Raw genomic sequence first — 2776 nt, forward strand, 5'->3', positions numbered from 1 at the left:
TGTATACTTTTGAGCATTTCAAGTTGATTAAGTGCTTAAAATTATGGGGTTTTGACACCATAATCATAATATTAACTTTTAAATTATATGTTCAAACTGATTCTAATCTTACGTTATGTTCTAACAGTAAGCTAAAGAAATCGAAAGGAGAAACACATGGGCAAAGTTGAGTTTGTAACTAAACTATACACTGCATTTGATTTTTTATACCGCTTGTTTTTACTAAATTTATTATGGTTAGCTTTTACTATACTGGGCATTTTCTTATTTGGTTTTGGTCCAAGTACGGTTGCTCTTTTTGATACAATTAGAAAACAGTTGATCAGTGGGATAGGAAACGATAAAGATTTGATAATTTTTTTCTTTTCTTCATATAAAAAACATTTTATTAAAGGAAATATTATAGGATGGTCTATAGCTTTATATTTTTACATGTTACTAGTTAACTATCGTTTTACTAATTTTAGAATGGAACCCATATTACAGTTTATTAACGGGGCCACTATTGTGATAGCTATTGTATCAATTATTGTTGTATCTTACTTTTTATCTCTCTTTGTACACTATGAATTGACTATTTTAAAATATATAAGAACAGCTATTATATTAACAGTAATACAGCCTTTGCCAACAATACTTATTGTATTCTGGATTGTACTCATTTCCTATTTAACTTATGTTTTCTTCCCATACTCTCTTTTGTTATTTCTCAGTGCTTTAGTTTATGGAATTATGGGGTTGTGCTATTCATCTTTTGTTAGAAACGAACAGATGATAAATAAGGATAAATAGAATTTGATAATGTATTCATTTAAAGAATATAGGTATTAAGACATTATACTATTGATGCAAAATTGTGATATTAATTCTTATAAAATGCACAACTAACAGCTATAATTAAACATTTACAATGAAATTTTCTAAGCAAAAAAATGATATTGTTTTTTTGATGAAAACGCTTTAACATGAAAGTTGAAATGATCATTTCAAATACAAATTAGGAGTGTGTAATTTGATTAAGTTAAATAAAAAATTATCGACCGTAGTCATGTTATCTTCTTTGATACTAATGGCATGTGGTAATGGTGATGGAGAAACGGCTGAAAGCACTAATAATGGGAACGATAACAACACGGACGAAACAAGTGTAGAAGCAGGTACTTATTTTGAATCTCTAACAGTAATGGCTCCTACCTTTGAAACAACAGCTCCACCTGCTGATAATGAATGGGAACTTAATGTTGAAGAAGTAGCTGGTGTAGACCTGGATATAAATTGGGTACCGAACAGTAATTATGAAGACAGAATGAATGTTACTCTTGCTTCAACTGATATTCCAGAACTAATGGTTATTCAAGGTAAAACTCCAGGGTTCTTAAACTCTGCTGAAGCGGGAGCCTTTTGGGACCTAACTGATTATTTAGATGATTTTGATCATCTAAGCACCTATAATCCTGATGTTTTAAATAATGCTTCAGTAAATGGTCGAGTATATGGTATCTATCGAGGTAGGGATGTGATGAGACATACTGCATTGATGCGTAAAGATTGGTTAGAAAATCTTGATTTAGATGTTCCTGAAACAATCGACGAATACACAGAAGTTTTGAGAGCCTTTACATTTGATGATCCAAATGGTTCCGGGGCAGATGACACATATGGTTTAATGGAATCAAATATACATGCAGTTTTAGATGTAGCACATGTGTGGTTTGGGGCACCAAATCAATGGGCAATTGAAGACGGTGAGTTTATTCCTTCATTTACTACTGAAGAATACAAAGCATCCCTTGATTGGTTTAAAGGTCTAGTAGAAGAAGGTTTAGTGAATCCAGATTTCACAACTTTAAGTCCTGATGATTTAGAAAGTGAAATCTTTAATGGTAATGGTGGAAGTATGGTTGCTACTTATTCAAACACAATGAGATTAAATAATCTTTTTGCTGATTCAGAAGGAGTAGAAAGAGATGATGCCCATTTCATGGAAAATACAGGTACTTTAAGAAGTCCTCTAGACGATCAAGAGTACGGGTTTCCTACGGAAGGTTATGCAGGGTTTATAGCTATTCCTAAAACTTCTGTTCAAACAGAAGAAGAATTAATTGAAGTTTTAGGTTACTTGGATAATTTATCATCTGCTGATGGTTTGAATGCGTTAAATCATGGTATCGAAGGTGTAACATATGAAGTAAATGAGGACGGTTATTTGGTTCCAATTGAAACAGAAGAAGCACTCAATTTGAGAGCTTATGAGATGGGACAAATATCAACATACGGAGATGGAATGTTAGAACCAGTAGTAGTTAATCCGTTGCAGAAAGAAAGATTGAGATTAATGGAAATGAACGAAGCAGCAGCAGTTCATAACGAAGCAGCACCATTTGTTTCTGAAACTTACACAACAAGAGGCCAGCAGTTAAATGAAATCATAAGCGATGCAAGAGTTTTATATGTTGCTGGTCAAATTAGTGAAGATGAATGGTATGCTGCGGTAGATCGATGGTTTGATTCTGGTGGAGAACAAGTAATAGAAGAGTTTAACGAGTTGTACCAAGAACACAACTAAAAAAAAAGCACATAGGAAGTGATTATAGATCACTTCCTATATGTTTATTATTTTATAAAAACAATTTAAAGAATATAGATTTTAATTAACTAATTAGAAATAAACTACAATTTATAAGATTAGAGAATTGCCTAAATATCACTAGTGTTGCATTAAATTAAAAAGAACTAGTACTTACTACTTGTTACATTCCTCACATGTGGTTTTCTC

At 32.1% G+C, this 2776-nt stretch carries 2 protein-coding genes; both read left to right on the forward strand.

The genetic code is table 11. The features are described from left to right. The first annotated feature begins 156 nt into the window (after positions 1 to 156). The gene (locus ABDZ53_RS11890) at positions 157 to 792 is read left to right on the forward strand and encodes a YesL family protein (protein WP_343756807.1); all 636 of its coding nucleotides are present in this window, start codon (positions 157 to 159) and stop codon (positions 790 to 792) included. A 220-nt stretch (positions 793 to 1012) separates the two neighbouring features. Beyond that, entirely contained in the window at positions 1013 to 2566 is a 1554-nt protein-coding gene (locus ABDZ53_RS11895) for an extracellular solute-binding protein (RefSeq protein ID WP_343756809.1), read from the forward strand. Positions 2567 to 2776: the final 210 nt, after the last annotated feature.

The sequence above is a fragment of the Alkalibacterium iburiense genome (genome assembly GCF_039521845.1).
Lineage (GTDB): Bacteria > Bacillota > Bacilli > Lactobacillales > Carnobacteriaceae_A > Alkalibacterium > Alkalibacterium iburiense.